Genomic DNA, 26725 nt, shown 5'->3' on the forward strand with positions numbered 1-26725 from the left:
GGGGGGGGCGCGGGGGGGGGCCCGGGGGGGTGGGTGGGGGGGGTTCGGGGTTGGGGGGGGGGTCCGGCCCCCCCCGCCCCTTCCGCGTGTCCGCGCCCTACAGCGCGGGGTAGTCGATGTAGCCCTCGGGGCCGCCGGCGTACATGGTGGCGGGGTTCGGGGTGGCGTAGGGGCCGTCGGTCTTCAGACGGGCGGGCAGGTCGGGGTTGGAGATGAACAGCCTGCCGTACGCGACGAGGTCGGTGGTGCCGTCCTCGATCAGGGCCAGGGACTCGGCGCCGGTCGGGTCGGCGCCGGTGGCCGGGTTGAGGATGAAGGTGCCCGCGAAGCGCTTGCGCAGGTCCAGGACGAGCGGGCGTCGCTCGGGGCCGGTCTCCAGGACGTGGAGGTACGCGATGCCGACGGGCTCGATCGCGGTGAGGAGCTGGGTGTAGAGCTCGTCGGTGTCGGTCTCGCTGATGTCGTTGAGGGTGTTGGCCGGGGAGATGCGCAGGCCGGTGCGCTCGGGGCCGATCTCGGCGGCGACGGCCTTGACGACCTCGACGGCGAACCGGATGCGGTTCTCGACCGGGCCGCCCCACTCGTCGGTGCGGTGGTTGGAGCCGGAGGCGAGGAACTGCTGGATCAGGTAGCCGTTGGCGCCGTGGATCTCGACGCCGTCGAAGCCGGCCTCGACGGCGTTGCGGGCGGCGGAGGCGAAGCCGGCGATCGCCTCGTGGACCTGGTCGCCGGTGAGCTCGCGCGGGGCGACGTAGTCCTTGGGGCCCTCGTGGGTGTAGACCTGGCCGGCGGCGGCGATCGGCGAGGGGCCCACGGGGTGGAGGTCGCCGTCGAGGAGGTCGGGGTGGCCGATCCGGCCGGAGTGCATGAGCTGGGCGAAGATCCGGCCGCCGCGCTCGTGGACGGCGGTGGTGACCTCGCGCCAGGCGGCGATCTGCTCGCGGCTGTGGAGTCCGGGGGTGTTGGGGTAGCCCTGGCCCTCGGGGACGGGCTGCACGCCTTCGCTGATGATCAGGCCGGCGGAGGCGCGCTGGGCGTAGTACTCGGCGACGATGGCCGGCGGGGTGCCGTCCTGGCCGTTGGCCCGGCTGCGGGTCATGGGGGCCATCGCGATGCGGTTGGCGAGGCGGGTACCGGCGAGGTCGATCGGGTCGAATGCAGTGGTCACGGCTGTCCCTCACAGGAATATGTGGTCGGCCAACTAATTGGGCCGATGCCACTGTAACCCATTCATTGGCCGACCAAGGTAATCTTGTGGCAGAGCCGTCCCGAGGAGCCCGCATGTCAGGAACCGACCCCGTCTGTACCGCCCCGTCCCCCGGACCGCAGCCCTCCGGCGCCTGCACCGGGACCGTCAGCCACACCCTGGCGTGGGTCGCGCGGCTCCACCGGATCGCCATGGGCCGGCGGCTGCGGGACCTCGGCCTCTACCCGGGCCAGGAGCTGATGATGATGCGCCTGTGGGACTGCGGGGCGGCCCGCCAGTCGGAGCTGATCCAGTCGCTCGGCCTCGACCCCTCCACGGTGACGAAGATGCTCCAGCGCATGGAGCAGTGCGGCTACGTCCGCCGCAGCCCGGACCCGGCCGACCGGCGCGCGGTCCTGGTCGAGGCGACGGAGCAGGGCCTCGCCCTGCGCGCCGGGGTCGAGGGCGCGTGGGCGGACCTGGAGGAGAGCACCCTGGCCGGGCTCGCCCCCGCCGACCGGGCGGAGCTCGCCCGGCTGCTCGGCCTCGTGGGCGAGAACCTGGCGAAGGAGGCGGGCGAGGAGGGCGGCACCTGCCCGACGGGAGCGGGCGCCGCCTGCTGACGGCCCCCCGGCCCCGCGGGCGCCGTGCCGGGCGGGGCGCCGTCTCGCTGGACGCCCGCGGGTCCGGGCGGGGCGCCGTGTCGCTGGACGCCCGCGGGTCCGGGCGGGGCGCCGTGTCGCTGGACGCCCGCCCCGGACCGGGTTCTCGTGGCGGTCAGCCCGCCAGGATCTCCAGGACGCGGTCCACGTCCGCCGCCGTGTTGTACAGGTGGAAGGACGCCCGCAGATTGCCCGCGCGCGCCGAGAGCAGGACGTCCGCCGCGCGCAGGGCGTCCGCCCGGTCCCCGAGGCCGGGGACGGCGACGACTGTCGAGTCGTCCATGACCGGCGCGTGCCCGAGGGCGAGGAGCCCGGAGCGGAAGCGGGCCGCGAGCCCCTTGTCGTGGGCCTCGATCCGCTCGATGCCGATCTCCTCCAGGAGGGCGAGCGAGCGGGCCGCCCCGTGGTACGAGAGGAAGGCCACGGGCTCGTCGAACCGGCGGGCGGAGCGGGCCAGTTCGCGGACCGGGCCGTAGCTGTTCACCCACAGCTCCTCGCCCGTGACCCAGTTGGCGTGGATCGCGAGGAGCGAGCCCTGCGCCTCCTCGGTGACGGTGAGGAAGGACGCCCCGCGCGGACAGAGGAGGTACTTGTAGCCGCCGGCGACGGTGTAGTCCCACTCCCCCGCGTGCAGCGGCAGCCAGCCCGCCGACTGGGTGGCGTCCAGGAGGGTGCGCGCGCCGTGGGCGGCGGCCGCCTCCCGTATCGCCGCGAAGTCCGCCGTGCGGCCGTCCGCCGACTGCACGGCGGAGAAGGCGACGAGCGCGGTCTCGGGGCGGACGGACTCGGCGAGCCGCTCCAGGGGCGCGAAGCGGGTCTTGAGGTCGCCGCGGATCGTGAAGGGGGTGATGACGGAGGAGAACTCACCCTCGGGGAACAGGACTTCGGACCCGGCGGGCAGCGACTGGGCGATCATCCCGCAGTGGACCGCGACCGAACTGCCCACGGCGACGCGCTCGGGGGCGACGCCGGCGATCCGGCCGAAGGCGGCGCGGGCCTCGTCCACGATGGCGAAGCTGCCGGCGCCGTCGGGGCGGCCGTCGGCGGTCTCCTCGGCGAGCAGGGTGATCGCCTCGATGGTCCGGCGGGGCAGCAGGCCGCAGGCGGAGGTGTTGAGGTAGGTCTTCTTGGGCGCGAACTCGGCGCCGCCGAGCGGCTGGTCAAGGGAATCCATGCCCCCACCCTGGATTCCCCGCGATCGCCCGTCAATGGAGATTCGACCGCGGGGAAACCCCAAGCCGCGCTTATCCGCGCAGGTCAGAGGCTGTACGGCGCGGGCAGGCGGCACGGAGGTCCGGCCCGCCGTACAGGCCGTCAGGCCTGCGGGACCTCGCACGCGCCGTCCGGGCCGCAGACCTCCGCGTCGGTGCCGACGGGCTGGAGGACGCGGCCCTGCCAGGCCTGCTCCAGGGCCTGGGTGAAGACCTCGGCGGGCTGGCCGCCGGAGACGCCGTAGCGGCGGTCGAGGACGAAGAACGGCACGCCGTTGGCGCCGAGTTCGGCGGCCTCGCGCTCGTCCTCCCGTACGGCCTCGGCGTAGGCGGTCTCGTCGGCGAGGACGGTACGGACCTCGGCCTCGTCGAGACCGGCCTCCACACCGAGCGCCACCAGGGTCTCGGCGTCGAAGACGGAACGCTCCTCGGCGAAGTTGGCCCGGTAGGCCAGGTCCAGGAGCTCGCTCTGGCGGCCGCGCTCCTTGGCGAGGTGCAGCAGCCGGTGGATGTCGAAGGTGTTGCCGTGGTCGCGGCCGTCCGTGAGGTAGGCGAGGCCCTCGGAGTGCGCGTTGGACGCGACGTGCGCCTCCATGGCGCGGGCCTCGTCGAGGGTGCGGCCGTACTTCTTCGCCAGCATCTCCAGGACGGGGCCGGTGTCGCCCTTGGCGCGGTGCGGGTCGAGCTCGAAGGAGCGGTGCACGACCTCGACGTCGTCGCGGTGGGCGAAGGCCGCGAGCCCCTTCTCGAAGCGGGCCTTGCCGATGTAGCACCAGGGGCAGGCGATGTCGCTCCAGATCTCGACGCGCATGTGACTTCTCTCCGAGGGGTTGCCGGTGGGGTGTACGGGGGTGTGTACGCCGGGGGGAACGCTCCCGTCGGCCCGGTTCATTCCGTTTCGGGCCCCGGTGTGATCCGGAGCACCGGGTGTCAGCCCGTACCGGCGCCCGTCAGACGGTTGAAGGAGGCCCGGTAGGCGCTCGGGGTGAGGCCCGTGCGGCGCAGCGGGTGCCGGCGGAGGGAGTCCGCCGTGCCGAGGCCGCTCGCCCGGGCCGGCCGGTCCATCGGGAGGGAGGTGGTCTCCAGGAGTTCCTTCGCCCGCTCGACGCGCTGGTGGAGCAGCCACTGGAGCGGGCTGACGCCGGTCTCCGCAGGTCTGGCCCCCGGCCTCCCGGGGCTCCTGGCCGCCCGTACGGTGCAGGGCGTGGCGGCGGCCGTGATGCTGCCGGCCTCGCTCGCCCTCGTACGGGAGGCGTACGGCGATCCGGCGCGGCGGGCCCGTGCGGTGTCGCTGTGGGCGGCGGGCGGCACGGTCGCGGTGGCGCTCGGCCCGGTCGCGGGCGGGGCGGGGCGAGCTCTGCGACCCAGCTCCTGGAATCGGCACCGGTGCTGACGGTGCGGGTACAGTCCTGGGCCTCGTTGTGGGCATTCGTTCCGCAGGGCGGAACGGGTGGGCACAACGGACGGCGCCCCTTGCCGGGCCGAGGCTCCCGCGTCTGAACCCGCACCGGATGCGCGACGCCCCTCGGGTGCGGGTCGGGGCAGGGGGCGGAGGCGTCGCCGCGGGCGCCGTCCCGTGTGCCCACCCGTCCCGCCCTGCGGGACGCCTGCCCACACGGCGGGGGCACCGCGCGGCGGTGGCGGCCGGCTCGGTGAACGTCCTGTCGGCGAGGGTGGCCGCGCGGTACGGGGCGCGGCTGCCCATCGTGGTGGGCCAGACGGTGGCCGTGGCCGGGCTCCTCGGCCTGCTCACGGTGGACGCGGACTCCTCGCGGGTGGCACAGGCCCTGCTCCTCGTGCCGCTCGCGCTGGGCGCCGGTTCCTCCCTGCCGCCGCTGATCGCGGCGATGATGGAGGCCGTCCCTGCGGAGCGGGCGGGCACGGCGGCGGGGCGGCGTGCTGAACGCGATCCGGCAGACGGCGGGCGCGCTGGCGATCGCGGTCTTCGGCTCCCTCGCGGCCCGGGACATGGCGACGGCCCTGCGCACGAGCCTGCTGATCAGCGCCGGCCTGCCGGCCCTGACGACCGTGCTGTCGCTGCGGCTGCCGCGCCGTGACCGCAAGACGGCCTGAGCGGCTTTGGTGAAGTCGGCTGCTGATCTTTCTCCGTGGCCGGCCAGTCGCACGACGCCGCAGCGGTCCAGGTCCGCCCCTGAGGGACGCTACGAAGCGTTCCCCGGTGCGCTCACGGCTTCCAGCAGCGCGGTGACGGTGTCGTTGTACGGGGTGGGGATGCCGAGGCGGGCGCCCGCGCGCACCACCGCGCCGTTGCGAGCGTCGTATTCCAGCTCACGGCCTGCCAGGCGGTCCCACAGCATGCTGCTGCCGGACTCGGGCGGCATCGCTCGCAACCGGGCCATGACTTGGTCGGCCAGGTCATCGGGAAGGCGCGCGCCTGACGCGGTGGCAACCTGCCGCGCCTCCTCCACCAGCGCCCGTCCCAACTGGGCGATGCGCGGATGGGCGAAGACCGGCATCCGTTGCATCGTCAGCGCAGTGACGGCGCCGTTCGCCGTGTTCAGGCACAGTTTCGTCCAGGCAGCGGTGACGAAGTCGTCGGTTGGCGTGACCTCGATACCGCTGTCCTGACACAGGGCCGCGAACTCGGCGCCGTCATCGCCCTCGGGCACGGTGAGCCGTGGCCGGTCGAACAGCCGGATCCGGCCGCGGCGTTGCGACTCGGCCGAGATCTCCACCACGGCCGGAAGGACGCGGGCGGCGCCGACCAGCGGCGCGACGCGCTCACGGTGCTCCACGCCGTTCTGCAGCACCACGACCCGGGTACCCGCACCGCACAGTCGGCTGAGCCACGGTCCCGCTGCGGCCGTCTGATGAGCCTTGGTCGCCAGCACCACCCACTCCACTGTCGACACCTCGGAGGGGTCGGTAACCTCAGGAACAGACGCCTCCAGAGCCGATCCGTCGGGCCGTGCGATGCGCAAGCCGCCCAACGGCGAACGCACGCAAGCGGTCACCTCCGCCCGCCCGGTCGCCATCAGCTCCGCGGCCACGACGCCGCCCACCGCCCCCACACCCACTACCGCAACCTGTGTCACGTCCACCGAGCCTACTTGTACCGAGATCGACTCGAAGAACGCTGCCGCGCAGGGGGAGAGCTGGAGAGGTGCGCACCGCGAGCAGCCCCCGCCCACCTCGTATCCGAACCGCAGCCCATATCACCGAGACCGCTTCAGGCCCCCTTGCGGTACTGGCCGGGTGCCACCCCGTACTCCCGCTTGAAGGCCTTGGCGAAGGCGAACTCCGAGGAGTAGCCGGAGCGTTCGGCGACCGCGCGGAGGGGCAGGTCGTCGGAGCGGAGGAGGCGGCCCGCCGTGGTCATCCGCCACCAGGTGAGGTACGCGAGGGGCGGCCGTCCGACGAGGGCGGTGAAGCGGCGGGCGAAGGCCGCGCGGGAGAGGCCCCCGAGCGCGCCGAGCTCCTCGACCGTCCACGCCCTGGCGGGGTCGCCGTGCAGGGCGCGCAGGGCGCCGGCGACGGCCGGGTCGCTGAGCGCGGCCGACCAGCCGGTGGAGCGGTCGGCGCGTTCGGTGAGCCACCAGGTGCGCAGCAGGTACAGGAGCAGGGTGTCGAGGAGGGCGGGGACGATCGCGTCGGATCCCGGCTGGGGTTCGGCGAGTTCGGCGCCGAGCAGGTCGACGGCGGCCCGCAGCCGGGGGTGGGAGCCGACCCGTGCGGGGAGGTGGACGTACGGGGGCAGGTCGGTGAGCAGGGGGTGGGCGCGGGCCCGGCTGAGCTGGTAGGCGCCGCAGAGCAGCAGGGTCTCCTCGGCGCCGACGGGCCCCCGGTCGGGCCGGGTGGGCCAGGAGCCGTCGGGGGCGGGCAGGGCGTCGACGAGCGGGGTGTCGGGCCGGTCGGCGAGGCCGTGTCCTGTGCCGTGGGCGAGGAGGACGACGTCGCCGGGGCCGAGCCGGACGGGGGCGCCGTCGTCCGGGGGCAGCAGCCAGGCGGTGCCCTGGAGGACGACGTGGAATCCGGCGCCCTTGCTCGCGGGGAAGCGGAAGCCCCAGGGGGCGAAGCGGACGGTGCGTGAGGAGTGGGGGCGCCCGGTGCGCATGGCGGCGATGGCATCGCTCAGTACGTCCATGACCTGAACGGTAGCGCGCGAGACGATCGGACATGACGGGGAGTCGAGGGGACATGGATCGTCTTCCTCCTGGCTCCTAACGTCGGGGGCATGACGACAACAGGCATGACGACGAAGGCAGTTCTGTTCCACGAGCTCGGCGGGCCCGAGGTGCTGAAGGTCGAGGAGGTGCCGCTGCCGGAGCCGGGTCCCGGTGAGGTGCTGATCCGGGTCGAGGCGATCGGACTCAACCGCGCCGAGGCGCTGTTCCGCGCCGGCACCTACTACTACCCGGCGACGCTGCCGGGTTCGCGGCTCGGTTACGAGGCGGCGGGCGTGGTCGAGGCGGTCGGCGCGGGGGTCACCGCGTACGCCCCGGGCGATCCGGTGATGGCGGCGGCCAACTTCGAGTTCGGGACGTACGGCGTGTACGCGGAGCGGGTGGTGCTCCCCGAGGAGTACGTGGTGGCCCGGCCGGCGGGGGTGGACGCGGTGACGGCGGCGGCGGTGTGGCTGGGCTACTTCACCGCGTACGGCGGGATGGTCCTGACCGGCGGGCTGCGCCCCGGCGACCACGTGGTGATCACGGGCGCGTCGAGCGGGGTGGGGACGGCCGCGATCCAGACGGCGCTGCGGATCGGAGCCGTACCGATCGCCACGACCCGCGGCGAGGACAAGCGGAAGCGGCTCCTCGACCTGGGGGCCGCGCACGTGATCGCCACCGACACCGAGGACCTGGTCGACGAGGTGCGGCGGATCACCGGCGGCAGGGGCGCGGACCTGGCGTTCGACGCGATCGGCGGGCCCGGCTTCGCCCGCCTCGGGGACGCGCTGCGGACCGGCGGCACCGCCGTCCTGTACGGCTGGCTGGACCCGCGCCCGGTCGAGCTCTCCCGGAACTGGCCGCTGGCCACGCACACGTACGCGAACGGGGCCCTGGCCAGGACCGAGGAGGGCCGCCGGCGCGCGGCGGGGTTCATCGGCTCGGGGCTGCGGGACGGCTCCCTGGCGCCGGTGATCGCGGAGACCTTCGAGGGTCTGGAGCGGATCACCGACGCCCATCGGCTGATGGAGTCGAACACGCACTTCGGGAAGATCGTCGTGCGCGTCGGTTCCTAGCGCCTCGGCACTCCCAGCGGGTTGCCGTCGCGGAGTTCCGGCGGGAGGAGGTGGTCGGGCGTCGACTGGTAGGTGACCGGGCGCAGCCAGCGCTCGATCGCGGTCGCGCCGACCGAGGTGGAGGTGGAGGTGGTGGCCGGGTAGGGGCCGCCGTGATGCTGGGCGGGTGCGACGGCGACGCCGGTGGGCCAGCCGTTGACGAGGACGCGGCCGGCGAGGGGCGTGAGTTCGGCGAGCAGCGGCGCGGCGGCCTCGTCCTCCTCGGCGATGTGCAGGGTGGCCGTGAGGTTGCCGGGCAGCAGGCTGAGGGCGGCGGTCACCTCCTCGCGGGTGGAGTAGCGGGCGACGACGGTGACCGGTCCGAAGCACTCCTCCAGGAGGAGGTGGTGGCCGCCGTCGGCGAGCGCGGCGGCGTCGACGGCGAGGACGCCCGCGCTGACGGTGTGGGCGCCTCCCGCGCCGGGCGTCACCGGGGTGTCGACCCCGGCGAGCGCGGCGCGCTCGGCGACCCCGGCGACGAAGGCGTCCCGCATCCGGTGGTCGAGCATGACGGCCGGTTCGGTCTCGCTGACGGCCGCGGTGAGGGCGTCGAGGAAGCGGTCGCCGTCCGCTCCGCGGGGGGCGAGGACGAAGCCGGGCTTGGTGCAGAACTGGCCGACGCCGAGGGTCATGGAGCCGGCGAGGCCCGCGCCGATCTCCTCGGCGCGCTCCGCGGCGGCGGCCTCGGTGACCACGACCGGGTTGAGGGAGCCGAGTTCGCCGTGGAAGGGGATGGGGACGGGCCGGGTGACGGCCGCGTCGAAGAGGGCCCGGCCGCCGCGGATGGAGCCGGTGAAGCCGGCCGCGGCGACGAGCGGGTGGCGGACGAGTTCCACGCCGGCGTCGAAGCCGTGGACGAGGACGACGACGTCCTCGGGGAGCCCCGCCTTGGCGGCGGCCCGGCGCAGCAGGGAGGCGCAGAGCTCGGAGGTGGCCGGGTGGTCCGGGTGGGCCTTGATCACCACGGGGCAGCCGGCCGCCAGGGCGCTCGCGGTGTCGCCGCCGGGGACGGAGAAGGCGAGCGGGAAGTTGCTGGCGGCGTAGACGGCGACGACGCCGAGCGGGATCTTCCAGCGGCGCATGTCGGGCCGCGGCGGGGTGGCCGAGGGATCCGGGAGGTCGATCCGGACGTCGAGGAACCAACCGTCCTCGACGACGTCCGCGAAGGCCCGCAACTGGGCGGTGGTGCGGGCGAGTTCGCCGGTGAGACGGACGGGCCCGAGGGCCGTCTCGGCGTCGGCCGCCTCGACGACGTGCTCGCCGGAGGCGTCGAGGAGGTCGGCGGCGGTACGGAGGAAGGCGGCCCGCGCCACCCGGTCGGCCAGCGCCTCACGGGCTGCGTGCGCGGACCGGACGGCCCGGTCGACCTCCTCGACTGTGGCCTCCACCGCAACCTGCTCACGCGGCTTCCCCGTCCGGGGGTCCACACTCCACACTGGTTCTGCCGCCACCGCCACGCCCCTGTTCGCTATTCTGAACACAGTTCCCGTAGATGAACGCATCTGTGCGGGACTCTATTGACGGCCCGGCCGTCTCCACAAGGGCCCCGTTCGGCCGGGGTGGCCGGTGGGCGGCCGGACAACGGAAAAGGGGCGAGGGCCATGGCGACTGCCGACGCGGGTGGGGCGCAGGTGAAGTCCGCGGTACGGACCGTGGAGCTGCTCGAGTACTTCGCGGGACGCCCCGGGATGCACTCGCTCGCCGCCGTCCAGGAGGCCGTCGGCTACCCCAAGTCCAGCCTGTACATGCTGCTGCGCACCCTCGTCGAGCTGGGCTGGGTGGAGACGGACGCGACGGGCACGCGGTACGGGATCGGGGTGCGGGCCCTGCTCGTCGGCACCTCGTACATCGACGGCGACGAGGTGGTGGCCGCCTCCCGGCCCACCCTGGACCGGCTCTCCGACGACACCACCGAGACGATCCACCTGGCGCGGCTCGACGGCACCAACGTCGTCTATCTGGCGACCCGTCAGTCCCAGCACTATCTGCGGCCGTTCACCCGGGTCGGGCGCCGGCTGCCCGCGCACTCGACCTCGCTCGGCAAGGCGCTGCTCGCCACCCACAGCGACGAGCAGGTGCGCAAGCTGCTCCCGGAGACGCTGCCGGCGCTGACCGAGCACACGATCACCGACCGCGAGAGGCTCATCGAGGAGCTGCGCGTCATCCGCGAGCAGGGCTACTCGGTGGACCGCGAGGAGAACACCCTGGGGCTGCGCTGCTTCGGCGTCGCGATCCCCTACCGGACCCCGGCGCGGGACGCGATCAGCTGCTCGGTGCCGGTGGCGCGGCTCACCCCGGCCCACGAGCAGATGATCAAGGACGCGCTGTTCGACGCGCGGGACCGGCTGACCCTGGCGACCCGCCGCCTCTGAGGCGCGCGGTCAGGCCCGGTCGGCGAGGGCCTTCTGCCACACCGGGCTGTCGACGTAGTGGTTGTCGTACTGCTCCGAGGAGGCCTTGATCTCCTCGAAGCTCGCCTCGCCCCGCATGACGCGGCCGAGGAGGCGCAGGTAGTCGAAGCGGGCCATGCCGGGCGTGAAGACGAAGAGGACGTCGGCCTCGGCGCCGGGCGCCGCCGCGAAGGCGTGCGGGGTGTGCGGCGGGACGAGGAGGAAGTCGCCCTGGTCCAGGACGGTCAGCTCCTCGCCGACCAGGACCTGGAGCGAGCCGCCGAGGACGAAGAACATCTCCGAGGCCCTGGTGTGGAAGTGCGCCGGGGCGCCGACCGCGCCCTTCGCGAACGAGGAGCGGTAGCTGGTGAGCTGCCCGCCGGTGGCGTCGGAGTCGGCGAGGAGGGTCATCACGCTGCTCGGGTCGGCGGTCGTCTCGGCGGTGGCGGCGCGGGTGAGGAGCGGGGCGAAGGTCTCGATCTCGTTCATGATCATTACTCTACCGAGTCATTGACCTCGTCCTCAGGGTCAATCGATCACCGAAAACACGGGTCAATCCGGGGTACGGAGAAGGGCCGGGCCGAGCGTCCGGCCGCGGCCGGGAGGAGGGTCCCTCCCCCGTGCGGCGGAGGCGGTTCACCGCTCGGCAGGAGGTGCCGGCCGGGGCCCGCGCGGGAGCGTGGAGCCATGACAGACACCGCGCACCTCCCCGCCCCGGCGCCCGCCGCCGGCCACCGCCCGAGCGCCGCCCGCCGGGCGCTGCGCGCCACCGCGATCCTCGCCTGCCTCCCGTACATCGCCCTCAAGATCGTCTGGGTGGCGGGCGGCAAGCTCGGCATCCCGGCCGGGAGCGTGCTCCTGGAGCACCCGCGGATGATGATGATCGCCAACGCGATCTCCGTCGTCGCCGACGTCCTCGTCGTCGTCCTCGCCCTGCTCCTCACCCAAGCCTGGGGCCGCCGCTTCCCCGCCTGGCTGCTCGCCCTCCCCATGTGGGCCGCGACCGGACTGCTCACCCCGATCATGGCCGGCTACCCGACACAGCTCGCGGTCGCCCTCGTCACCGGCGACGAGAAGGCCGCCGCACCCGCCGAACCCTTCCTGGACGAGTGGGTCTTCGGGATCGTCTACGGCGGGTTCATCCTCCAGGGCCTCACCCTCGGCACCCTCTTCTTCCTGTACGCCCGGGACCGCTGGAGCCCGCTGTGGCAGGGCCGGCTCGGCGAGCTCTCCGCCCGCACCGCCGGGCCCGGGGCGAGGGCCCTCGCCGTCGCCGGCGCGGTCGTCGCCCTCGTGCCCGCCACGCTGCACCTGCTGTGGGCGGCAGGCTCGACCACGGGCCTGTCCGCCCGGCTGATCGCCGAACGCGACTCCGACGACTACGTCCTGGAGGCCGACCGGTTCGTCTTCCTCGCCGTCGCCGTCGCCTTCACCCTCTTCCTGGTCCTGCGCCGGCCCGCCCGGCTCCGGGTCCGCACCACGCTCGCCCTGGCCTGGACGGCCTCGGGAGCGGTGGGCTGCTGGGGCGCCTACCTGTCGCTCGTCGCGCTGCTGCCCGATCCGGATCCGTCGAAGCACGTCCCCGGCCTCGTACAGCTGTCCTACGCTGGCGACATGATCACCGGGTTCCTTCTCGCCGCGTCCGTGGCCCTGTTCCTCCGACGGCGGAGCGCCGAGGCGTGAGACCGGTGACGGCCCTGTTCGGGCAGCGGGCCAGGCTGCGGTGGCTCCACCTGATCCTGGGCGGCGCGCTGTTCATGCCCTTCTGGATGGTCGGCACCCTGGTCATGGGGCCGCTGCTCGACGACGGCGGCCTCTTCACCGGCGGCCTCGGGGTGCAGTTCGGGGCGTACGCGGTGGGGCTGCCGCTCGCCGCGGTCGTCGCCCTCTTCCCGCTGGCCCGGCCCATGTCGGTGGCGGTGGCGCGGGCGCTGTGCGGGGTGGCGGCCGAGCGGTTCGCGGACGGTCCGGCGCGCGGCCGGGCGGCCCGGGCCCGGACGGCCGGCTGGTTCACCCTGCACCTGGGCGCCGGGGCGCTGATCAGCGGGGCGACGCTGGCCCTGCCGCCGTTCGCGGTCGCCGTCATGGCCCTGCCGTTCTCGCCGGGGCTCCGCGAGTCCGAACTCGGCCGGTACTGGGGGCTCGACCGGGCCTGGATCTGGGCGGCGGTGCCGGAGGGCCTCCTGATGCTGCTCGGGCTCGCCGCCGTCGCCGCCGCGACCGGGGCGCTGCTCGCCCGGCAGGCGCCCCGGCTGCTCGGGCCCAGCCCGGCGGACCGGCTCGCGGCGGCCGAACGCCGGGCCGCCGAGGCCGAGTCCCGCAACCGGCTCGCCCGCGAACTGCACGACTCCGTCGGCCACGCCCTGAGCGCGGTCACCCTCCAGGCGGGCGCCGCCCGCCGCGTCCTCGACGGCGACCGGGCCGACCTGGAGTTCGTACGGGAGGCGCTCACCGCCATCGAGGAGACCACCCGGCGCACCGTCGGCGAACTGGACTGGGTCCTCGGCCTGTTGCGCCGCGGCGAGGAGGTCGAGGAGGGCGTGGGCCCGGGGCTCGACGCCCTGGAGGCCCTGGTGCGGGGCGCGGGGCCGCGGGTGGAGCTGACCGTGGACGGCGCCCTGGGCCCCGTACCGGAGGCCCTGTCCCGGGAGGCCTACCGGATCGTCCAGGAGGGCCTGACGAACGCGGCCCGGCACGCGGGCGGCGCGCCCGTCACCGTACGGCTCGACGCCCGTACCGAGGAGTTGGAGATCACCATGGAGAACCCCCTGCCCGACCGGCCCCCGGTCACCCGGCCCGACGGCGGGCGCGGCCTGCGCGGGATCGCCGAGCGGGCCCGGCTGCTCGGCGGCACCGCCTCCGCCGGCCCGGCCGGTGCGGTGTGGCGCCTCGCGGTCAGGATCCCCCGGTGACCGCCCCCGTCAGGATCGTCCTCGCCGACGACGAACGGATGGTCAGGACGGCCCTGCGGGTCATCCTGGACGCGGAGCCCGGCCTCGAGGTCGTCGGCGAGGCGTCCACCGGCGCCGAGGCGGTGTCCGTGGTGCGGGCGGAACGGCCGGACGTCGTCCTCATGGACGTGCGGATGCCGGAGATCGACGGCATCCGGGCCACCGAGCAGATCCTCGCCGGGATGGCGGAGCCGCCGCGGATCGTGGTCGTCACGACCTTCGAGAACGACTCGTACGTGTACGACGCGCTGCGCGTCGGCGCGGCCGGCTTCCTGCTGAAGCGGGCGGCGGCCGACGAGCTCGTCAGCGCGGTACGGCTGGTCGCGCGGAGCGACTCCCTGCTCTACCCGGCGGCGGTACGGGGCCTGGCCGCCGAGCACGCCCGCCGCCGGCCGCCGGCGGCGCCGCCGTGGGTGGCACGGCTCACCGAACGGGAGGCGGAGGTCCTCCGCCTGGTGACGACGGGCCTCACCAACGCCGAGATCGCCGCCCGGATGGGCGTCGGCCCGGCCACGGTCAAGACGCACGTGGCGTCGGTCCTGTCGAAACTGGGGGCGCGGGATCGGACGCAGGCGGTGATCCTGGCGTACGAATCAGGCTTCGCGGGCACGACCTGAGGGGCCCCGTTGTGGACGCGCTTCCGCCGTTGTGGGCGCGCTTCCGCCCGTTGTGGGCCTGCGCCCCGCCGTTGTGGGCGCGCATCCGCCCGTTGTGGGCCGGCGCCCCGCCGTTGTGGGCAATCGTTCCGCTGGGGCGGAACGGGTGGGCACAACGGAACGGCGCCCCTTGCCGGGCCTAGGCTCCCGCGCCTGGACCCGCACCGGATGTGCGCCGCGCAAGGTGGTGCGGGTCCAGGCTCGGAACGCGGAGGCGCCGCGGGAGGGCGCCGTCCCGTGTGCCCACCCGTCCCGCCCCAGCGGGACGATTGCCCACACGGCGGTGGGCCGGGGCGCCGCCCAGCACGGCGCGGCGTCACACGGCGGCGGGGTACCGCCCAGCAGGGCGCGGGCGCACGCGGGGCGGAGGCGAAGCCCGCGGCACCGCCCAGCAGGGCGCGGGCCTCGCACGGGCCCAGCGCGGGGGCGGTCAGGAGCGCGTGGCCGTTGCGCAGGTGCTGCGGGTGGCCGTGATCGGGGACGTGCGGTCGTACGGGTCGATCGTGTCGCCGTCCAGGCCGGCCGCCGGACCTCCCCCGCCGAACTCCGGCCGGAAGTAACCCGTCACGTTCCCGCACCCGCCGTTCGTCATGTCCGTCTTGTACGACAGCAGACTGAACATCCCCTTCTCGGTGATCACCTTCGACGGATCGTCCCAGCTCACCACCGTCTCCCGCCGCACGATCACGCGCACGACCTCGTCGCCGCCGCCGGCCGGCGCGACCGGGTACACGTACGTGACGTCGGCGGTCACCTCCAGGGCCCCGAGTCTCCCCTCCCGGAAGCTCAGCCGGCCGCGGGTCTTCACCACGTCCCCGGCCGGGCGCGCCTGCGCCGGGTCGAAGCGGCTGAAGAGCAGCAGCGGGTCGTGGTCCTTGCCCGGGGTCCGCAGCGAGGTCGTCACGAAGGTGGTGACGTCCTTCTGGTGCGGGTTCATCAGGGCGATGGCCTTCTGCGGCCGTGTGCCGCGCAGCACCGAAGGGTCCAGGTTGGAGGCGGCGAGGAAGTCGCGGGTCCGTGCGAGCGCCCGTTCCACCTCGGCCTTCGACATCCAGCCGGTCGCCTCGGCGGGGGGCACGGTGATGCCGGCCGTGCCGTTCGCCCACCGGGCCGCCGGGGAGCCCCGGAAGGGTTCGTCGAGGGTGGGCCGTCCGCCCGGCTCGGCGGGAGGGGCCTGGTCCGGCCGCTCCGACTCCTGCGCGAGGGGCTTCCCGGAGGTGTCGCCGTCGCCGGACCAGCCGACGAAGCCGCCCGGGTCGACGGCCACGACGAGCAGCACGAGGGAGGCCACGAGCCCCGCCACGTACCAGCCCTTCCTCCGCCGGGGGCGCCCGGCGGTCGGGTGCGCGCGCCACGGCGTCGGCTCCGCGGGCCCGGCCCGCAGCCGGCCCGCGATCTCACGGGCCCGTGCGGACGGCTCCTTCGGCGCGTCGGCCGCGCCCTCGACGGAGGTCCGGAGGAACTCCTCCCACACCTCGTCCGGCACGGACGAACCGTCCTTGTCCCCACCCTTACTCACGCCGACTCCTCCCCCACGTGCCTCTCCGGCCCCTGCGCATGATCGTCGCACAGGCCTCCGACATGAAGGTTCGCTGAGAAACCGGCCACATCCGGAACGTCCGGTACTGGCCCGCTCGTCCCCAGAAGTGCGATGAACAAGACGATCAGGAACACGTCGGTCTTCGTCCTGATCCTGGTGCTCGCCCTGCTCGGGCGGGCCACCTGGGTGCAGGCGTACGAAGGCAAGGCGCTCGCGGACGACTCGAAGAACCGGCGGAAGACCATCGCGCAGTACGCGCAGCCGCTCGGGAACATCGTCGTGGCCGGCTCCCCGGTCACCGGCTCGAAGAGGACGGAGGGCTCGGATCTCGCGTACAAGCGCACCTACACGGACGGCGAGCTGTACGCGGCGGTCACCGGCTACAGCTCGCAGGCGTACGGCGCGACCCAGCTGGAGGGCATCTACTCCCCTGTCCTCGACGGCACCGACGACCGGCTGAAGAACCCCCTGGACGCCCTCACCCGCAAGCAGCAGGAGCCGGGCGCGGTCGTCACCACGATCGACCCGGACGTGCAGAAGGCCGCCTACCGGGCGCTCGGGAGCAAGAAGGGCGCGGCCGTCGCGATCGACCCGGCGACCGGCCGGATCCTCGCCATGGTCTCCACCCCGTCCTACGACCCGTCGAGGATCGCCGGGACGAACGACGGCGCGGCCTGGAAGGAGCTGACCACCGATGGGGACAAGCCGCTGGTGAACCGCGCGCTGCGGCAGCCGCTCCCGCCCGGCTCCACCTTCAAGCTGGTCGTCGCGGCCGCCGCCCTGGAGGACGGTCTGTACGGCTCCGTGGACACGGCGACGAAGAGCCCCGACCCGTACACCCTGCCGGGCACCCGGACCGTGCTGAGGAACGAGAACGCCTCCGCGCCCTGCGAGAACGCCACGATCCGCACCGCGCTCCAGTACTCCTGCAACAACGTCTTCGCCAAGATGGCCGCGGACCTGGGGCAGGACAAGGTGAAGGCGATGGCGGAGAAGTTCGGCTTCAACGACGCCGAGCTGGACGTCCCGGTCCGCGCCTACGCGAGCGTGTACCCCTCCGGCATGGACAAGGCGCAGACGGCCCTGACCGGCATCGGCCAGTTCGACGTGACGGCCACCCCGCTGCAGATGGCGATGGTGTCGGCGGCGATCGCCAACGACGGTCTGCTCGCCGCCCCGCACATGGTCTCGCAGGTCGTCGACTCCGACGGCGACGCGCTGAACTCGTACAAGGACGGGGACACCGAGCGGATCATCTCCTCGTCGACGGCCGAGCAGCTGCGCAGCGCGATGGTGACCGTGGTGGAGAAGGGCACCGGCACCAACGCGGCCGTGGCCGGCGCCGAGGTCGGCGGCAAGACGGGCACCGCGCAGCACGGCGAGAACAACAGCAAGACGCCGTACGCCTGGTTCACCTCCTACGCCAAGGACGCCTCGACCGGGAAGCAGGTCGCCGTCGCGGTGATGATCGAGGACTCGGGCGCGGCCCGCTCCGAGGTCAGCGGCAACGGCCTGGCGGCCCCGGTGGCGCAGAAGATGATGGAGGCGGCGCTGAAGTGACGGGGGGCGGGGGTCGATTGGCCGTCGGACCCCGTCACACGATATGCAGGGCACACCCCGTGATCCGCGTGCACATTCGAATCGCGGGGTGTGTCCTCGCCTGTATCCGTCCCGCGTTCGCGTCGTGGGGCGTGCCCCTGGGTCCGTCCCACGTTCGCTTCGTGGGGCGTGCCCCTGGGTCCGTCCCGCGTTCGCGTCGTGGGGCGTGCCCCGCCTGTATCCGTCCCACGGAGGACCGTCGTGCGTCTGCCCCGTTCCCTGTCCGGCTGGACCATGGCGGTCTTCGGCGTGCTCGCCGCCGCCCTGGGCGTGGTGGGCCTGGTCGCCCCGGACGCCCTGCTCACCGTCATGGGCTTCGAGCCGGTGCCCGAGGGCGCGCGGGCGGACGGGGACCACACCCTGGTCTTCCTGACGGCCTCGTCGATGGCGGCGCTCAACATGGGCGTCTACTACGTCCTGGCCGCCCTCGCCGACTGGAAGCCCTTCTTCCGCTGGACGGTCCCGTTCCGGCTGCTGACCTGCACCGTCTTCACCCTCGCGGTCGTCACCGGCCGTGCCCCGGCCGGCTTCATCGGCGTGGGCCTCTGGGAGGGGCTCGGCGCGCTGGTGACGGGGCTCGCGCTGCGGTACGAGAAGCGGGCGGCGGTGCCGGCATGAACGACCCCCTGACCGGGCCCGACCCGCTCGCAGGGCTCCAGGACATCGACTGGGCGTCCCGGCAGCACGCGTACGGACCCGCGGCGGACGTCCCGCGGCTGCTCCGCGCGCTGTACCGGCCGGACGAGGCCGCGGACGCGGCCGACACGCTCTTCATGAACGTGCACCACCAGGGCGGCTGCGTCGAGTCGGCCGCCGTGGCCGCCCTCCCGTTCCTCGTCCGCGCCGCCACGGACCCGGCCGTCGCGGCGACCGTACGGGTCGACCTCGTCGATCTGGTCGCCTGCGTCGCCGCCGAGGGCAACCGGGTCGAGCCCCGCTGGATCGCGCCCGGCTGGGCCGAGGCCTGGGACGCGGCCGCCCCCCACCTGCTGCCGCTGCTCCACGACCCCGAGCCCGAGGTGCGGACGGCGACCGTGAGTGCCCTCGAAGAGGCCCACGGACGGGCCGACCAGGCCCTCGCCGCCCTGTGGGCGCGGCACGCCCTGGAGACCGTGCCGGAGGTGCTCGGCGCGCTCGTGGACGCGGCCGGCGTGCTGGCCGGCCACGCGGACCGGGAGCGGGAGGCGACGCTCGCCCGGCTCCTCGCCCTGACGGCCCTGGACGCGGCCCCCGGGGAGCGGCTGCGGGCCGTGGCCGCGCTGGGTGCCGCCGGTCACGAGGGGAACCACGCGCGCGTGGTGGGCGAAGTACTCGAGGGCGGCGACCTCGGCGGGTACCGGGTCGCCGAGGCGGTGACGCTGCTCGGCGGGACCCCGGCGGAACGCATCGGTCATCTCATCCGGCTCCTCGGGAACCCCGCCGCGCCGACCCGGCGGCAGGCCCTGGAGGCGGCGGCCGGGGAGCTGAGCCGCAGGCGCTCGGCCGTCCCGCCGCTGCTGCCCGCCGTGGCGGAACTGCTCGCCGACCCCGAGCCCGACAACCGGCTCTTCGCCGCCGGGGTCCTCGGCATGTGCGGGACCGCCGCCCTGCCGTGGGCGGACCGGTTGGCCGCCATGACCGACGACGCGGGCGAGCCGTACCTGCCCGCGCAGGACCACGCCCTGTGGGCGCTGTCCCGGACCGGCGACCCGCGCTGCGCCGCCCCGCTGGCCCGCCGTCTCGCCGGGAAGCGGCTGGGCTTCGCGTACTTCTCGATGCACTCCGACGGCTGGTGGACGCACGATCCGAGCCTCAGCGAGACCCTCGGCCCGCTCGGTGCCCACGCGCGCGTACTCCTTCCGCCGCTGCGGGCGCGGCTGCGGCGCGCCCGGTCGGTCGACGCGGCGCGGGCGCTGTGCCAGTCCCTGACGTCCTGGGGTCCGGCCGCCGCGCCCGCGATCCCCGAGCTGTGCGCCCTCCTGAAGACCGACGCGGCCGTGTGGGCGGCCGAGGCTCTCGCCGAGATCGGCCCGGAGGCGTCGGCGGCCGTGGACCGGGACCGGCTGCGGGCCCTGATCGACTCCCCGCCCGAAGGGCAACCCTTCGCGCCGCGGGCCCTGGCCCGTGCGTACGGCAGGCTCACCGGCGACCGGGGGCCCGCGCTCCCGCTGTATCTGCCGCGGCTCGACGAGCCGTACGGGGAGGACCACGCGGCGATCGTGCTCGGCGAACTGGGCCCGGCGGGCGCGCCGTACGCGGACCGGCTGCGGGAGCTGCTGCTGCGCGCCGAGGCCACGGGATGGGTGCCGCTGCGGGTCGGCGAGGCGCTGTGGCGGATCACCGGGCGGGCCGACGAGGTGGTGCCCGCCCTTGTGGCGGCGATCGAGCCGTACACCGGCGGAGGCGTCACGCCCGCCGTCACGGAGACGGTCCGGCTGCTGGGGGACATCGGCCCGGCGGCCGCCCCCGCCGTACCCGTGCTCCGTGCCTTCCTGGACGCGGACGAGCGGCCGGTGAGGCACGGCGGCTGGCGGTCCGTACCGGACGACGACGCGCTGTGCGCGGCGGCGCATAGGGCACTGCGCGCCGTCTCGGGGGAAACGATCTAGGGCAACTGCCCGATCCGGCCGGCCCGCCTCAGACGACAGCCTTCGGCCATGCGTTGGTCTTTGTATCTGACAGGTGTCGTCGTGTCCGGATTCGGTACGACGGCGATGTGGCTGGTCTCCGGAATCTGGGTCAAGTCCCTCACCGGCTCCGACAGTCTGGCGGCCCTGGCCTCCTTCGCCCTCTGGGCGCCCGTGCTCCTCGGGCCGCTGCTCGGCACGCTCGCCGACCGGGTGCGGCGCAGGCCGCTGCTCGTCGTCCTGAACCTGGCGATGGCGGTCCTGCTGCCCGTCCTGCTGTGGGTGGAGTCGGCGGACCGGGTGTGGCTGCTCTTCGCGGTCCTCGTCCTGTACGGGGCGCAGGGCTCCGTCCATGACGCGGCGGAGCAGGCCCTGGTGGCCTCCGTGGTCGACGAGGGGCGGCGGGGCACGTTCAACGGGCTGCGGATGACGGCGAACGAGTCGATGAAGCTGATCGCCCCGCTGGTCGCGGCGGGCCTCTTCGCCGCGTACGGGGGCGGGCCCGTCGCCCTCCTCGACGCGGCGAGCTTCGCGGTCGCCGCGGTCGTGTTCGCCCTCATGCCGGTCCGGGAGGCGCGGCCCGAGCGGCCGGAGGCCCGGAACTGGTGGCGGGAGACCGCCGAGGGCGTGCGGCTGCTCCGGGCGTCGAAGGTGCTGCGGCCACTGGTGGCGACGGGGGCGTTCACGATGCTGCTGGCCGGGGTGAACGGGGCGGCGATCTACGCCGTGGTGGACCGGGGACTCGGGCACGCGCCCGCGTACGCGGGAGTGCTGTACGCGGTGCAGGGCGTGGGCTCGGTCCTCGCGGGCCTCGTCACCGGCCCGCTGCTCCGCCGGATCCCCGAGCGGGCCCTGGCCGCGGTCGGCCTCGCGCTGTTCGCCCTCGCCATGGGGGTACGGGGAGCACTGCCGTACGAGGCGACGGCCCTCGCGGCGAGCGCGGTGATCGGGCTGGGGATGCCGTGGGTCCTGGTCGCGGCGATGACGGCGGTCCAGCGGGAGGCCCCGGCGGAGGCGGTCGGCCGGGTCGCGGCCACCGCGAACACGCTGGTCATGGCGCCGAACGCGCTGTCCATCGCGCTGGGGGCGGGCCTGATCGCGGTCACCGACGCGCGCGTACTGCTGCCGCTGCTGGCGGTGGCGGGGGTGACGTGGGCGGTGGCGCTGGGGGCGGGGGTGCGGCGCGGGGGCCGGCTGGTGCGGGAGGAGGCCTGACCGCGCCCGTCCGGGCGGCGCCCCGGGCCACCCCCCGTGTGGGGCCCGCGCCCGCTGCCGTGTGGGGCCCGCGCCCGCCGCCGTGTGGGGCCCGCGCCCGCTGCCGTGTGGGCAATCGTCCCGCAGGGCGGGACGGGTGGGCACACGGGACGGCGCCCTTCCGCGGCGCCTCCGCGTTCCGCGCCTTGGCCCGCACCACGACTGCGCCGTCACCAGGGGTGCGGGTTCAGGCTCAGTAGCCTCGGGCGCCGGCAAGGGCGCCGTCCGTTGTGCCCACCCGTTCCGCCCCTTGCGGAACGCCTGCCCACAACGAGGCGGGGCACCGTCCGGGCGGGTGGGCGCCGCCCCGGCGGAACGCCTGCCCACAACGGGGTGGGCGCCGCCCCGGCGGAACGCAGGCACACGGCGGGGGCTCGCGGTGCGGTGTGGGCGGGGGGCGGGGAGCATGGAAGGCAGGCGCCCCGCGGCGGGAGGAGGGCAGTGTGACGGCCGGTTCGTTCCCGGGGACCGCGGGGCGGGTCGGCGTGCCCCTGGACGGCAAGGGACTCCTCGACGTCCTCGGCGTCGCCGCCGTCGTCGTGGACGCCGACGGCCGCATCGTGCTGTGGAGCCCCCAGGCGGAGACCCTCTTCGGTTTCCGCGCCGACGAGGCCCTCGGCCGCTACGTGGCCCGGCTGATCGTCGGCGAGGAGCACCGCGAGGAGGCGATGCGCCTCTTCGGCGAGGTGCTGCGCGGCGGCCCGACCTGGGCCGGCACCTTCCCCGTACGGCACAAGGACGGTTCCGTCCGACGGGTGGAGTTCCGGAACATGCGGCTCACCGACGACCTGGGCGATCTGTACGCCCTGGGGATCGCCGCTGACGCCGCCGCCGTCGAGCGGATCGAGACCGAGCTGGCGCTCTCCGACCGGCTGGTCTCCCAGTCGCCGATCGGTCTCGCCGTGCTCGACACCGAGCTGCGCTACGTCCTGGTGAACCCGGCCCTGGAGAGGATCAACGGCATCCCGGCCTCGGAGCACCTCGGCCGGCGGATCGCCGACATGCTGCCGCAGGTGGACGCGGAGGCCCTGGAGGCGGCGCTGCGCGGGGTGCTGGCCACGGGGACGCCCATCCTCGACCATTCCGCGGTGGGCCGGACCCCGGCGGACCCGGAGCACGAGCACAACTGGTCGCTCTCCTTCTACCGCCTGGAGGGCTCGGACGGCCGTGTCCAGGGCGTCGCGGCCTCGGTGATCGACGTGACCGAGCGGCACCGGGCGGACGCGGACGCCGACCGGTCCCGGCGGCGGCTCGCGCTCATCGCGGACGCCTCGGCCCGGGTGGGCACCACCCTGGAGGTGGAGCGGACGGCGGACGAGCTGGCCTCGGTGGTGGTGCCGGAGCTCGCGGACATCGCCGCCGTCGACGTCCTCGACTCCGTCCTGGCGCTGCGCAGGCCCGGCGCGCCGGAGGAGGGTCCTGAGCTGTTCCGGGCGCTGGCGGTGAAGGCCGAGGGCCGTACGGACGCGCTGCCGGCGGCGGACCCGCCGGGAGAGGTCGCGATGTACGGCGCGGACCGGCTCGTCACCCGGTGCGTGCACACGGGTCTGCCGGTCCTGGTGGAGCACGTGGGGCCGGGGGACCTGTCGCGGATCGCCCGGAGCCCGGAGGCCGCCGAGCTCCTCGCGCGCGCGGGGGTGCACTCGTATCTGGCGGTGCCGCTGATCGCGCGCGGCGAGGTCCTCGGCGCGCTCGACCTGAAGCGGGACCGCAACACGCTGCCCTTCGACGGGGACGACGTCCTGCTGGCGACGGAGCTGGCGGCCCGCGCGGCCGTCAGCATCGACAACGCCCGCTGGTACCAGAGCGTGCGGAACTCGGCGGTGACGCTCCAGCGCAGCCTGCTGCCGGGGTCCCCGCCGGTGCGGGCGGGCCTGGAGGTCGCCGCCCGCTACCAGCCGGCGTACGCGTCGAGCGAGGTCGGCGGCGACTGGTACGACGTGATCGCGCTGCCCGACGACAAGACGGCGCTGGTCGTCGGGGACGTGATGGGCAGCGGGATCGACGCGGCGGCGACGATGGGCCGGCTGCGGACGGCGACCTGCGCGTTCGCGGACCTCGATCTGTCCCCGGCGCAGGTCCTGCGGCATCTGGACCGGATCACGGCGGGTCTGGAGCACTACATCGCGACCTGTCTGTTCGCCGTGCACGACCCGGTGCGGCAGCGGTGCCGGATCGCGAACGCCGGCCATCTGCCGCCCGTCCGGGTCCCGGCGGACGGTCCGGCCGAGCTGGTGCGGCTCTCCACCGGGGTGCCGCTGGGGGTCGGCGGCGGCGTCTTCCGGACGGCCCGGGTGCCGTTCCGGCCCGGGGACCTCCTCGTGCTGTACACGGACGGTCTGATCGAGACCCGCACGGACTCGATCGACGAGCGGCTCGCCCTGCTCGTACGCCTCCTCGACGAGGAACGCGGATCTCTTGAGGAGACCTGCGACCGGCTCCTCCAGGCCCTGCGCCGGCCGGGCGCGCCGGACGACGTGGCGCTCCTGATCGCCCGGAGCACGGGATGACGGCGCGCGACCGGGAGACGGGGCGGGGGCGGCCCCGGGCGCAGGCCCAGGGACGGGGCGGCGGGCGGGACAGGGCCCGTCGTGAGGGGACGGGGCTGCGGAGCGTCGCCGGGCAGGTGTTCGCCCTGGAGGCGCTGATCGCGCTCCTGGTGATCGCGGCGGCCGTCGTCGTGACCTTCCACCAGGCGAGCCGGGACACCGAGCGGGACGCCCGGATCCGGTCCCTGGCGGTCGCGGAGGCCTTCGCCCACGCGCCCGGCGTCGACGACGCCCTGGCCTCGCCCGATCCGACCGCGCAGCTCCAGAGCCGGGCGGAGGCGACCCGTAAGGCCACGGACGTGGACTTCATCGCGGTCCTGAGCCCCTCCGGGGTGCGCTACACCGACTCGGAGCCGGAGCTGATCGGCCAGAAGGCGACCGGGGACCTGTCGCGGGCGGCCGTGGACGGCGAGGCGTACACGGAGCTCTTCCGCGGCGCGCCGAACGACGCTGTACGGGCCGTGGTCCCGGTGTTCGACGACCGGGGCCGGGTCGTCGGCATGGTCAGCAGCGGCATCGAGGTGGAGAGCATCTCGCACGCGGTGCAGGGACGGCTGCCGCTGCTCATCGGCGTGGCGGGCGGCGCCCTGGCGGCGGCCGTGGGCGGGGCGGCGCTGGTGAGCCGGCGGCTGCGGCGGCAGACCCACGGCCTCGGGCCGGCGGAGATGACCCGGATGAAGGAGCACCACGAGGCGGTGCTGCACGCGGTCCGGGAAGGGGTCCTCATCATGGACGCCGACCACCGGCTGCTGCTCGCCAACGACGAGGCGCGCCGGCTGCTCGATCTGACGGCGGAGGCGGAGCGGCGGCACGTCTCGGAGCTGGGCCTCGATCCGCGGACCGTGGAGCTCCTGGAGTCGGGGCGGGCGGCGACGGACGAGGTGCACCGGGCGGGCGACCGGCTGCTCGCGGTGAGCGTGCGGCCCACGCTGCAGCACGGCTCGGAGTCCGGGTGCGTGATGACGATGCGGGACACCACCGAGCTGGCGGCGGTGACGGGCCGGGCGGCGGTGGCGCGCGGCCGGCTGCAGCTGCTGTACGAGGCGGGGGTGCGGATCGGGACGACGCTGGAGGTCGTACGGACGGCGGAGGAGCTGGCGGAGGTGGCGGTCCCCCGGTTCGCGGACTTCGCGACCGTGGAGCTGCTCGAACCGGTGCTGCGCGGGGAGGAACCCCCGGAGACGGCGGCCACGTCCACCGAGATGCGGCGGACGGCGCTGAGCGGGCTGCGTCCGGACCAGCCGCTCCAGCCGGTCGGGGACACGGTCCGCTTCGACGTCCGCAGCACCCCGATGGCGAAGGCCCTGAACGCCGGGCACGCGGTGGTGGAGCCGGTGCTGGCCTCGGCGGAGGGCTGGCGGGCGCAGGATCCGGAGGGGGCGGCGCAGGCCCTCGCGTACGGGATGCACTCGCTGCTCACGGTGCCGCTGCTCGCCCGCGGGGTGGTCCTGGGGATGGCCAACTTCTGGCGTGCGGACACCCCGGAGCCGTTCGGGGAGGAGGATCTGTCGTTCGCGGAGGAGCTGGCGGCGCGGGCGGCTGTCGCGATCGACAACGCGCGCCGGTTCACCCGGGAGCACGCGATGGCGGTGACGCTCCAGCGGAGCCTGCTGCCGAGGGTGCTGCCCGAGCAGAGCGCGGTGGAGGTGGCGTACCGCTATCTGCCGGCGAAGGCCGGGGTGGGCGGCGACTGGTTCGACGTGATCCCGCTGCCCGGGGCGCGGGTGGCGCTCGTGGTCGGCGATGTGGTGGGGCACGGGCTCCACGCGGCGGCGACCATGGGGCGCCTGCGGACGGCGGTGCACAACTTCTCGACCCTGGACGTGCCGCCGGACGAGCTGCTCGGCCATCTCGACGAGCTGACGGGCCGGATCGACGACCGGGAGTCGGAGGGTCTCGACGGGGAGGTGCGGCGGCGCGACGAGGGCATCACGGGCGCGACCTGCCTGTACGCGATCTACGACCCGGCGTCGGGTCTCTGCCAGGTGGCGAGCGCGGGGCATCCCGGCCCGGCGCTGGTCGGTCCGGACGGGCGGGTGGAGTTCCCCGAGCTGTCGCCGGGGCTGCCGCTGGGGCTCGGCCTGGGCGATGTGCCGTTCGAGTCGACGGAGCTGCGGCTGCCGGAGGGCAGCAAGCTGGTCCTGTTCACGGACGGTCTCCTTGAGGACCGCGGGCGGGACCTGGACACGGGTCTCGGGCTGCTGCGGTCGACGCTCGCCCGGCCGGACCGGAGCCCGGAGCAGACCTGCGCGGACGTCCTCGCGACGCTCCTGTCGCCGGCGCCGCGCGACGACATCGCACTCCTCGTGGCCCGGACCCGGCTGCTCGACCGGGACCGGATCGCCGAGTGGGATGTGCCCCGGGACCCGTCGGCCGTGTCGCCGGTACGGAACGCGGCGGCGGCCAAGCTGTCGGAGTGGGGACTCGACGGGCTCGCCTTCACGGCGGAACTGATCCTCAGCGAACTGATCACGAACGCGGTGCGGTACGGGGCGGATCCGGTACGCGTACGGCTCCTCCACGACCGGACGCTGATCTGCGAGGTCTCGGACGGCAGCAGCACCTCGCCGCACCTGCGGCACGCGGCGACGACGGACGAGGGCGGACGCGGGCTCTATCTGGTCGCCCAGTACGCGGAACGCTGGGGCACGCGCTACGCCCGCCGCGGCAAGACGATCTGGGCGGAACTGAGAGTGGGCGCGAACGGAGACGAACCGGTGGCCACGCTGGTCGTCCCGGACCTGGACGCCCTGGAGGACCTCGCGTGGTGACGTTGTGGGCATACGTTCCGCTAGGGCGGAACGGGTGGGCACAACGGACGGCGCCCCTTGCCGGGCCTAGGCTTCCGCGCCCGAACCCGCACCGGAAGCAACATGGTA

Annotated in this window: 22 protein-coding genes and 1 pseudogene; 14 read left to right on the forward strand and 9 right to left on the reverse strand. The window is 74.7% G+C overall.

Annotated features, from left to right (window positions below):
* Nucleotides 1-97: 97 nt before the first annotated feature.
* Complete coding sequence (locus ACWGN5_RS34970) at nt 98-1168, reverse strand: alkene reductase (RefSeq protein ID WP_453522435.1); 1071 nt, start codon at nt 1166-1168, stop codon at nt 98-100.
* 113 nt (nt 1169-1281) lie between these two features.
* Between ACWGN5_RS34970 and ACWGN5_RS34975 the strand changes: the two genes are divergently transcribed.
* Nucleotides 1282-1809, forward strand: coding sequence for a MarR family winged helix-turn-helix transcriptional regulator (locus ACWGN5_RS34975; RefSeq protein WP_453522436.1), 528 nt, complete (start codon nt 1282-1284; stop codon nt 1807-1809).
* A 154-nt stretch (nt 1810-1963) separates the two neighbouring features.
* Here the strand turns inward: ACWGN5_RS34975 and ACWGN5_RS34980 are convergent, their stop codons facing one another.
* From ACWGN5_RS34980 to ACWGN5_RS34990, 3 genes and pseudogenes are all read right to left on the reverse strand, one after another.
* The gene (locus ACWGN5_RS34980; protein ID WP_453522437.1) at nt 1964-3022 is read right to left on the reverse strand and encodes an aminotransferase class V-fold PLP-dependent enzyme; all 1059 of its coding nucleotides are present in this window, start codon (nt 3020-3022) and stop codon (nt 1964-1966) included.
* Between the two features lie 140 nt (nt 3023-3162).
* Nucleotides 3163-3870: a DsbA family oxidoreductase gene (locus tag ACWGN5_RS34985; RefSeq protein WP_453522438.1), complete on the reverse strand. Its 708-nt coding sequence runs from the start codon at nt 3868-3870 to the stop codon at nt 3163-3165.
* 119 nt (nt 3871-3989) lie between these two features.
* Nucleotides 3990-4211, reverse strand: a pseudogene (locus ACWGN5_RS34990) (helix-turn-helix domain-containing protein); the annotation flags it as partial.
* On the opposite strand from ACWGN5_RS34990, the gene ACWGN5_RS34995 reads away from it, so the two are divergent.
* A complete protein-coding gene (locus ACWGN5_RS34995) occupies nt 4135-4452 on the forward strand; it encodes an MFS transporter (RefSeq protein ID WP_453522463.1) in 318 nt (105 codons plus the stop codon). The pseudogene ACWGN5_RS34990 and the gene ACWGN5_RS34995 overlap by 77 nt on opposite strands.
* Nucleotides 4453-4955: 503 nt before the next feature.
* Entirely contained in the window at nt 4956-5132 is a 177-nt protein-coding gene (locus ACWGN5_RS35000) for a hypothetical protein (protein WP_453522439.1), read from the forward strand.
* 89 nt (nt 5133-5221) lie between these two features.
* Here ACWGN5_RS35000 and ACWGN5_RS35005 read toward each other — a convergent pair whose 3' ends face one another.
* Nucleotides 5222-6121: a 2-dehydropantoate 2-reductase gene (locus tag ACWGN5_RS35005; RefSeq protein ID WP_453522440.1), complete on the reverse strand. Its 900-nt coding sequence runs from the start codon at nt 6119-6121 to the stop codon at nt 5222-5224.
* Between the two features lie 128 nt (nt 6122-6249).
* Entirely contained in the window at nt 6250-7164 is a 915-nt protein-coding gene (locus tag ACWGN5_RS35010) for an AraC family transcriptional regulator (protein ID WP_453522441.1), read from the reverse strand.
* 90 nt (nt 7165-7254) lie between these two features.
* Between ACWGN5_RS35010 and ACWGN5_RS35015 the strand changes: the two genes are divergently transcribed.
* Nucleotides 7255-8262 (forward strand): zinc-dependent alcohol dehydrogenase family protein, encoded by a 1008-nt coding sequence (locus tag ACWGN5_RS35015; RefSeq protein WP_453522442.1) that lies wholly within the window; start codon nt 7255-7257, stop codon nt 8260-8262.
* On the opposite strand, the gene ACWGN5_RS35020 is transcribed toward ACWGN5_RS35015, so the two are convergent.
* Nucleotides 8259-9752, reverse strand: a complete 1494-nt coding sequence (locus ACWGN5_RS35020; RefSeq protein ID WP_453522443.1) for an aldehyde dehydrogenase (NADP(+)) — start codon at nt 9750-9752, stop codon at nt 8259-8261. The two genes, ACWGN5_RS35015 and ACWGN5_RS35020, sit on opposite strands and share 4 nt — an antisense overlap.
* Nucleotides 9753-9902: 150 nt before the next feature.
* Between ACWGN5_RS35020 and ACWGN5_RS35025 the strand changes: the two genes are divergently transcribed.
* Nucleotides 9903-10673, forward strand: coding sequence for an IclR family transcriptional regulator (locus ACWGN5_RS35025; protein ID WP_453522444.1), 771 nt, complete (start codon nt 9903-9905; stop codon nt 10671-10673).
* 9 nt (nt 10674-10682) lie between these two features.
* Here the strand turns inward: ACWGN5_RS35025 and ACWGN5_RS35030 are convergent, their stop codons facing one another.
* Nucleotides 10683-11186 (reverse strand): cupin domain-containing protein, encoded by a 504-nt coding sequence (locus tag ACWGN5_RS35030; RefSeq protein ID WP_453522445.1) that lies wholly within the window; start codon nt 11184-11186, stop codon nt 10683-10685.
* A 192-nt stretch (nt 11187-11378) separates the two neighbouring features.
* Between ACWGN5_RS35030 and ACWGN5_RS35035 the strand changes: the two genes are divergently transcribed.
* From ACWGN5_RS35035 to ACWGN5_RS35045, 3 genes are read left to right on the forward strand one after another with little or no spacing between them, the layout of a single operon-like run.
* Complete coding sequence (locus ACWGN5_RS35035) at nt 11379-12374, forward strand: hypothetical protein (RefSeq protein WP_453522446.1); 996 nt, start codon at nt 11379-11381, stop codon at nt 12372-12374.
* On the forward strand, nt 12371-13603 hold the full coding sequence (locus ACWGN5_RS35040) for a sensor histidine kinase (protein WP_453522447.1): 1233 nt from the start codon (nt 12371-12373) through the stop codon (nt 13601-13603). The genes ACWGN5_RS35035 and ACWGN5_RS35040 overlap by 4 nt, the downstream gene beginning before the upstream one ends.
* Nucleotides 13604-13641: 38 nt before the next feature.
* Nucleotides 13642-14259: a response regulator transcription factor gene (locus ACWGN5_RS35045; protein ID WP_453522464.1), complete on the forward strand. Its 618-nt coding sequence runs from the start codon at nt 13642-13644 to the stop codon at nt 14257-14259.
* Between the two features lie 469 nt (nt 14260-14728).
* Here the strand turns inward: ACWGN5_RS35045 and ACWGN5_RS35050 are convergent, their stop codons facing one another.
* The gene (locus ACWGN5_RS35050; protein WP_453522448.1) at nt 14729-15817 is read right to left on the reverse strand and encodes a hypothetical protein; all 1089 of its coding nucleotides are present in this window, start codon (nt 15815-15817) and stop codon (nt 14729-14731) included.
* 132 nt (nt 15818-15949) lie between these two features.
* Here ACWGN5_RS35050 and ACWGN5_RS35055 point away from each other — a divergent pair, with 132 nt between their 5' ends.
* The 6 genes from ACWGN5_RS35055 to ACWGN5_RS35080 all read left to right on the forward strand — a co-directional run bounded on the left by ACWGN5_RS35055 (nt 15950) and on the right by ACWGN5_RS35080 (nt 26617).
* Nucleotides 15950-17398 carry a peptidoglycan D,D-transpeptidase FtsI family protein gene (locus ACWGN5_RS35055; protein ID WP_453522449.1) on the forward strand — a complete coding sequence of 483 codons (1449 nt, stop codon included), beginning with the start codon at nt 15950-15952 and terminating at the stop codon, nt 17396-17398.
* 273 nt (nt 17399-17671) lie between these two features.
* Nucleotides 17672-18055: a hypothetical protein gene (locus ACWGN5_RS35060; RefSeq protein WP_453522465.1), complete on the forward strand. Its 384-nt coding sequence runs from the start codon at nt 17672-17674 to the stop codon at nt 18053-18055.
* Entirely contained in the window at nt 18052-20025 is a 1974-nt protein-coding gene (locus tag ACWGN5_RS35065; protein WP_453522450.1) for a hypothetical protein, read from the forward strand. The genes ACWGN5_RS35060 and ACWGN5_RS35065 overlap by 4 nt, the downstream gene beginning before the upstream one ends.
* Before the next feature lie 48 nt (nt 20026-20073).
* A complete protein-coding gene (locus ACWGN5_RS35070) occupies nt 20074-21258 on the forward strand; it encodes an MFS transporter (protein WP_453522451.1) in 1185 nt (394 codons plus the stop codon).
* Between the two features lie 482 nt (nt 21259-21740).
* Nucleotides 21741-23807 carry a SpoIIE family protein phosphatase gene (locus tag ACWGN5_RS35075; RefSeq protein WP_453522452.1) on the forward strand — a complete coding sequence of 689 codons (2067 nt, stop codon included), beginning with the start codon at nt 21741-21743 and terminating at the stop codon, nt 23805-23807.
* Nucleotides 23804-26617 carry a SpoIIE family protein phosphatase gene (locus ACWGN5_RS35080; RefSeq protein ID WP_453522453.1) on the forward strand — a complete coding sequence of 938 codons (2814 nt, stop codon included), beginning with the start codon at nt 23804-23806 and terminating at the stop codon, nt 26615-26617. The genes ACWGN5_RS35075 and ACWGN5_RS35080 overlap by 4 nt, the downstream gene beginning before the upstream one ends.
* Nucleotides 26618-26725 lie beyond the last annotated feature (108 nt).

The organism is Streptomyces sp. NPDC055815 (assembly GCF_053616475.1).